Annotated in this window: 7 protein-coding genes; 3 read left to right on the top strand and 4 right to left on the bottom strand. The window is 51.3% G+C overall.

The features are described 5' to 3' along the window. Positions 1–102 precede the first annotated feature (102 nt). The 3 genes from nblR to R6U67_RS04860 all read right to left on the bottom strand — a co-directional run bounded on the left by nblR (position 103) and on the right by R6U67_RS04860 (position 1,947). Complete coding sequence (nblR, locus tag R6U67_RS04870) at positions 103–822, bottom strand: response regulator transcription factor NblR (protein ID WP_410251509.1); 720 nt, start codon at positions 820–822, stop codon at positions 103–105. A 227-nt stretch (positions 823–1,049) separates the two neighbouring features. After that, positions 1,050–1,406, bottom strand: a complete 357-nt coding sequence (locus R6U67_RS04865; protein WP_087706783.1) for a carbon dioxide-concentrating mechanism protein CcmK — start codon at positions 1,404–1,406, stop codon at positions 1,050–1,052. 235 nt (positions 1,407–1,641) lie between these two features. After that, positions 1,642–1,947 carry a BMC domain-containing protein gene (locus R6U67_RS04860; protein WP_410251508.1) on the bottom strand — a complete coding sequence of 102 codons (306 nt, stop codon included), beginning with the start codon at positions 1,945–1,947 and terminating at the stop codon, positions 1,642–1,644. 125 nt (positions 1,948–2,072) lie between these two features. Here R6U67_RS04860 and ispF point away from each other — a divergent pair, with 125 nt between their 5' ends. The 3 genes from ispF (at position 2,073) to larB (ending at position 5,200) form a co-directional block, all read left to right on the top strand. Beyond that, the gene (gene ispF, locus R6U67_RS04855) at positions 2,073–2,555 is read left to right on the top strand and encodes a 2-C-methyl-D-erythritol 2,4-cyclodiphosphate synthase (protein WP_410251507.1); all 483 of its coding nucleotides are present in this window, start codon (positions 2,073–2,075) and stop codon (positions 2,553–2,555) included. 110 nt (positions 2,556–2,665) lie between these two features. Beyond that, positions 2,666–4,408 carry an ABC transporter substrate-binding protein gene (locus R6U67_RS04850; protein ID WP_410251506.1) on the top strand — a complete coding sequence of 581 codons (1,743 nt, stop codon included), beginning with the start codon at positions 2,666–2,668 and terminating at the stop codon, positions 4,406–4,408. A gap of 12 nt (positions 4,409–4,420) precedes the next feature. Continuing rightward, a complete protein-coding gene (gene larB, locus R6U67_RS04845) occupies positions 4,421–5,200 on the top strand; it encodes a nickel pincer cofactor biosynthesis protein LarB (RefSeq protein WP_410251505.1) in 780 nt (259 codons plus the stop codon). Between the two features lie 40 nt (positions 5,201–5,240). Here larB and R6U67_RS04840 read toward each other — a convergent pair. Continuing rightward, a partial coding sequence (locus R6U67_RS04840; RefSeq protein ID WP_410251504.1) for a Zn-binding domain-containing protein occupies positions 5,241–6,581 on the bottom strand: 1,341 nt, incomplete at its 5' end.

Below are 6,581 nucleotides of genomic sequence, written 5' to 3'. Positions count from 1 at the left end.
CGAAGGCGGCGATCAGGAAGATCCACTTCACCGCGCGCACGAATCCCTCCGACTTGTGGTGGAAGACTCCCTGTTCCCTGTTCCCTGTTCCCTGTTCCCTCTCTAGCTTTCCCGCAACACATACCCCACACCGCGCACGGTTTGAATAAGTCGTTTATCGCCTTCATTTTCGATTTTTAGGCGTAAATAGCGGATGTAGACTTCAATGACATTTGACTCCCCCATAAATTCATAGCCCCAGACGTTTTCTAGGATTTGTTCACGGGTGAGAACTTCGCGGGGATGTTCCATGAGATATTTGAGGAGTTCAAACTCTTTCATGGTTAGATCGATCGCCCGTTCGGAATTGCGATCGCCCCCGCGAACACCCCGAAACGCCTGACGACTGGGTAAATCCAGCAACAGATCAGCAAAACGTAACTGATGAGTATCCGGGTGTTCAGGCTTGAGATAAAACGCCACCATTTTCAGAAATTCATGGGAACGGTAGGGTTTAATCACGTAATCATCGGCCCCAGCTTCGAGACAGGCCACGCGATCGTCTAGGGTATCACTCGGTAGCATCATCATCACCACGGCCCGATTGCCGACACTGCGTAGATGTTTACACAGCCATAAGCCTGAGTTACCTGGGAGAGTACGATTAATTGCAATTAGCCCCGGCTGCATCTCCGCAACTTGATGGAGGCTATTATGGGCTTCATGGGCGATCGCCACCTCATAGCCCGCTTCCTGTAAATCTAGGGCAATCCGTTGGGCCAGAGGGGGTTCCGGTTCAACCACCAACACCGAAGATTGCAACTCTAAGTTAACAGTATCCATAGCAGCACGGTTAAAAACAATGAACAAGGAACAATATAAGGGTCTTCTGGGTTCAGGGTGATCAGGAAAATTTATGGCGGATTACATCCATTGCTGTCGGGGCATAACCCACCCCTACCCCTCCCAGGAGGGGATTTTTCGCCCCTACAATTTTGTATCAAATGCTTAAAAACTCAAAACCCGGCGTTCGCAACAACACCGGGCCAACCAACTCACGATGAATCGGGTTAAGATCCACCCGAGAGGGAACGAGGAATCCGTCCCCCATTCACCGCATCCCGGAACTCTTCAACATCCGGGCCGTAATCAATGGGTAGAACCGCCACAATGTTCTCATGGGGACGAGGAATAATCACCCAAGACTCCAACGTCGCCCCATAGGTTCGTTCAACGGCGGCGATTCCGGCATCCATGGCCGTCTTCACCTCCGAGACATCCCCACGGATATTAATGTTAAAACGGGCGCTTCCCACACGGATATAGCCCACGAGGGTCACTCGTCCAGCTTTTACCATCGCGTCGGCGGCCGCCATAACGCCTGGGAACCCTTTGGTTTCAATTGATCCTACTGCCTGCTGTGTCACGGTTGATCTCCTAAATTTGGCATGGTTGGGGTATGATTGACCCCCATTAAAGATGTATAACTTGAAGCGTTTTTATCCAAGCGCTGTGTTAAAGCCTCTGGAAAGCCTAATGTAGCGATGTTCGGGTCGCGATATTCGGGTCGTAATTTTCGGTCATCAGACCTCCCCCCCCTTAAAACCCAACCCAAAAATTATCCATCATCCCCCATCGCTATGGCAAGGGAATCCCCATTCCTCAGCGAAATGGCTCAGTCGTTTCCGTGTAGTGAATGGGTAAGACGGCCACGATATTCTCTGGGGGGTTAGGGACAATATAATGAGACATAATTTTACCCCCAAAGGTCTTTTCCACAGCGGCCAATCCTGCCTTCATGGCTTCTTCGACTTCCGACACTGGTCCGCGAAAAGCAATGGCAAATTGACCACTTTCAGCCTTGTCAAAATACACCAGCGTCACGCGAGCTGCTTTCACAGAAGCATCGGCTGCCGCTAAAATGGAGGGAAACCCCAGACTTTGAATCATACCGACGGCAACGGGCATTAGATAGAGCGTCCTCGTAGCATCAAATTGGGCTATCCCATTGTACAAGCTAACTGTACAACTGAACGAAGCCAAGTTACGATTGGAAGTGACAATCACAAAAAACGTAACGTTTCTTGACCGCGATGGAGCTTCGCATCGGCAACGGCTATGACATTCACCGCCTCGTAGAAGGGCGACCCCTAATCTTGGGTGGCGTTGTGTTACCTCACGATCGCGGCCTCGACGGCCACAGTGATGCCGATGTCCTCACTCATGCCATCATGGATGCCATGCTCGGCGCGCTCAGCCTCGGCGACATTGGCCATTACTTCCCCCCCACGGATGAGCAGTGGCGCGGCGCCAACAGCCTCACCCTCCTCGAACAAGTCAACCGCCTCATCCAGCAAAAAGGCTGGACCATTAGCAATCTCGATAGCGTCATTGTCGCCGAGCGTCCGAAACTCAAACCCCATCTTCAGGAGATGCAGGAGAACCTGGCTGAGACCCTGCAACTCGATCCAACGGCGATCGGTATTAAAGCTACCACCAACGAACGACTCGGCCCCGTCGGACGGGAAGAAGGAATTGCCGTTCATGCCGTTGTGCTTCTGGCCAAGACAGATTAGCAGCTAGGGATTAGAATTGAAAACTAGCCTGGAGCCTCAGGCTCACTATTTCCTGGATCATGTCTGTGCTAATTCCTCTCTCACCGCGTCCCCACAGAGTCCGACAGCTCATGACCCTAGTCCTGCTGGGAGTCGTTCTGTTGTTGGGCCTCAGTGGCTGTCAACTCGAACGCTTCCGAGTTCAGGAGGCGGCGGAGAGTCAAATCATCTTGGGACAAATTAGTGACCCCAAAACCTTCAACGCCGCATTGAGTCAGGAGTCTCCCAACGTCTTCGCCTATATCTACGAGGGACTGGTGACCTCCGACGGGGTTACCGCCGAAGTGATCCCGCAACTGGCGGAGTCTTGGGAGATGTCCGAGGATAATCTGCGGCTCGTCTTTACGCTGCGAGAGGGATTACGCTGGTCTGATGGGGAACCCCTGACGGCGGACGATGTGGTGTTTACCTTCAATGATATTTACTTCAACCGCAACATTCCCAGTTCGACCCGTGATGTGCTGCGAGTGGGTGAAGCTGGTGAGTTTCCCACGATTCAGAAACTCGACGATCGCCGCATTGAAGTCCTACTCCCCGAACCCTTTTCCCCCATTCTCCGAACCCTCGGTTCTCCCATTTTGCCAGAACATATCCTACGTTCAGCGGTTGAGGATGTCAATGCTGAGGGAGAACCCCGCTTTAACACCCTCTGGGGAACAGACACCCCTCCAGAGGAAATTATTAGCAATGGTCCCTATCGCTTGTCCCAATATCGGCCGGGACAACGGGTCCGTTTTGAACGCAATCCCTATTATTGGGATACGGAAGAAGACGGAACCCCGAAACCGCATATTGAAGAAGTGGTTTGGCAGGTGGTGGAAAATCAGGACACTCAGTTATTACAATTTCGTTCAGGTGGCTTGAGTTCGATTAGCGTCAGTCCGTCTTATTTTTCCTTGCTGAAACAGGAGGAAGAGCGGGGAAACTTCACGATTTATGAAGATGGACCCCAAATGGGGACGACGTTTATTACCTTTAACCTCAACCGGGGCAAAAATCCCAATGGGGAACCGCTCGTTGACCCGATTAAGTCAAAATGGTTTAACACGCTCGCTTTTCGTAAAGCGGTTGCTCATGCGATTGATCGTCCGACGATGATCAATAGTATTTATCGCGGCTTGGGGGAACCCCAAAATTCACCGATTTCTATTCAAAGTCCCTATTATTTGTCTCCTGAAGAGGGACTCCCGACCTATGAGTATAATTTGGACCTGGCTCGACAACTGTTGCTCGATGCGGGGTTTTCGTATGATGAGCGCGATCGCCTCTTGGATGAAGACGGAAATCGGGTTGAATTTGAACTGATTACCAATGCGGGGAACCAAACTCGTGAGGCCATTGGTGCGCAGATTCGTCAGGATTTAAGCCAGATTGGGATTCAGGTTAATTTCACACCGATGGGGTTCAATAATTTAGTCAATAAGCTCAGTTCAACTCTGGATTGGGAGGCGCATCTCATTGGCTTTACGGGAGGCGTTGAACCCCACGGAAATTTGACGATTTTTGGGGTTGATGGACGGTTACATAGTTTTAATCAGGGTCGTGATGATCCCCCAATTGAGGGACGGGTGGTCGAAGATTGGGAGCGAGAGATTGAGTCTCTTTATATTCAAGCCTCTCAGGTGTTTGGGGATGAGGAACGCAAAGAAATTTATGGGGAAGCGCAAATTTTGGTTCAGGAAAATCTACCCTTTATTTATTTGGTGAATCCCCTTTCCATGGCGGCGGTTCGTAATACCATTGAGGGAACCCGCTATTCAGCCATTGGCGGGGTGTTTTGGAATCTTCCGGATCTGAAGATTTCTGAGGATTAGGGAGTGTTTGGGATGGATTCAGCGCAATTAGAAACGCTGCTGGGGTTGGTGGCGACGGGGGAAATAGCTCCTCAAGCAGCCCTTGACAAAATAGAGAAAATATGCTATGAGCCGGTTGGTGAATTTGCCAAAATCGATCATCAGCGGAGTTTACGGACGGGGTTTCCCGAAGTGATTTGGGGTCAGGATAAACGTCCTGAGCAGATTGTCGAGATTATGATGGCCATGCGCGATCGCCAATCGGTGGTGATGGCGACTCGGGTGGGGCCGCAGGCCTATCGTGTGATTCGCGATCGCCTGCGAGATGTCCGCTACTATCCCCAGGCCCGCATTTGTGCGATCGCCCCTGATCCGCTCTCCATCCAGCATCCCGGCACCATCGGCATTGTCAGCGCCGGAACCGCCGATCTCCCTGTGGCTGAGGAAGCCGCCGTCACCGGAGAACTTTGCGGCTTTGAGGTGTTTCGCCTCTGGGATGTGGGGGTGGCGGGAATCCACCGCCTGCTGAGGAATCAACATCTCCTGAAACAGGCCCAGGTGTTAATTGTCGTGGCGGGGATGGAAGGCGCGTTACCCAGTGTGGTGGCGGGGTTAGTGGATGCGCCGGTGGTGGCGGTTCCCACCAGCATCGGCTACGGGGCCAGTTTTGGCGGTCTCGCTCCCCTCCTGACGATGTTAAACTCCTGTGCGACGGGAATTGGGGTGGTGAATATCGATAATGGCTTTGGCGGGGCCATGTTGGCGGGGCAAATTCTACGCACTGGGGAAACGTTAATGCGTCAATCTCCCTGATTACCTTGACCCCAAAAGACCCCACCCCGGAGGCGGTCTTCTAGCTTTCAAGAAACGGCTTGAGGGCTGCAATTTTCTCGGCTAGATTGTCATCGTAACGAATCACAAAGGGAGAATAACCGCTCAAAAAGTCCAAGTCATCTCGAAGTTGTTTATCTTTGGCGTGTTGTTCTGAGGTGTCGTGAACGGAACCATCGCAAAAAATCGCCAGTTTTGATTGTTCATAGATAAAGTCGGGTTTGCAATTGGCCTCAGCCAGCAAGGCTTGTGCGGAGTCGGGTAAGGGCAAATCACTCTCATAGATTGCCTGTAATACTTGGCGTTCTAAATCAGAATTGGGGTCTGTTTGTTGCAGCAGTTCTTGAAAGCGAGATTGCCGATCGCCCTCCAGTTCTGGCTGTACCGTGCTACCCCCTAACTGTTGTAAATACTCGTGAATTAAGGTGCGATTTAGCAGGGGATGGTCAAATTGATTGCGGTAAGATAGGAGGCATTCATAACAGGCTTGCACGCAAGTCGGTTTAGGCGTGATGAAATGGCAAATATCTAATGCCACTTGGCTGATGCGTTGCAGGGAGGTTGGGTCAGTTAAAATTTGCGATAGCACTCCTGCGCCACCTTCAGCAGATTCCCAGAATAAAATGGTTTGAGAACGTCCCAATCGTTCCGAGGCTAACTCGTTTTCTTCTAATTTATAAATGGCTTGAATTGCTCGTTCCATTGCATATTGCAGGGTTACCACAAATGCCTGAGTTTGTTCCGAGGGTAACTGTTGGGGAGACACCAATAAAACGTTACTGGTTTCGCGGACCATTAAATGAACTTGACTATGGACAGATTCGGGGCTACTTTGTTGTTTTTCTCCCATCTCGCCCCAATTGCCAGTTTGCACGTCTAACTTGAATCCTCGTTCCCGGTTTTTGCGTAAGCCACGATTCAAGCGCCAAATAGCCGCCGCATCTCCATAGGTTAATTCGAGCAAGGTTTCCCCCGTTTCCGAGGTAACGGTCGCCTTTCGAGGTGCTGTTTCAAAGCGGTAGTGGGTGGTCAGATTGTACCCATATTTCAACCGTTCCTCTTCATCGCAGGTGATGCGATCGCGCCGCCGGGTGAAGACGGTTTGCATCTTTAAGACGCGATCCACTTTGGCGGGATTGCCTTGTTCATCGGCAACCAAGCGGCTGCCGCAATTTTCGCAGGTTTCTCGCACGGCGGCTTCGCCATCATGGAAATAGCCGCATTCGGCACATACCGCAATCCTCTGATAAGGAACATCTGCACCGTGAACGATCGCCGTTCGTGCCACCTGAAATTTATTCCCCTCATAATAGACAATGTTAGACGGGGCAAACTCACGAATGGCGATCGCTCTTGGACGGGC

It is taken from the genome of Sodalinema sp. (genome assembly GCF_046483825.1).
GTDB lineage: Bacteria > Cyanobacteriota > Cyanobacteriia > Cyanobacteriales > Geitlerinemataceae > Sodalinema.
This window is presented reverse-complemented; position numbering and strand designations above follow the sequence as displayed.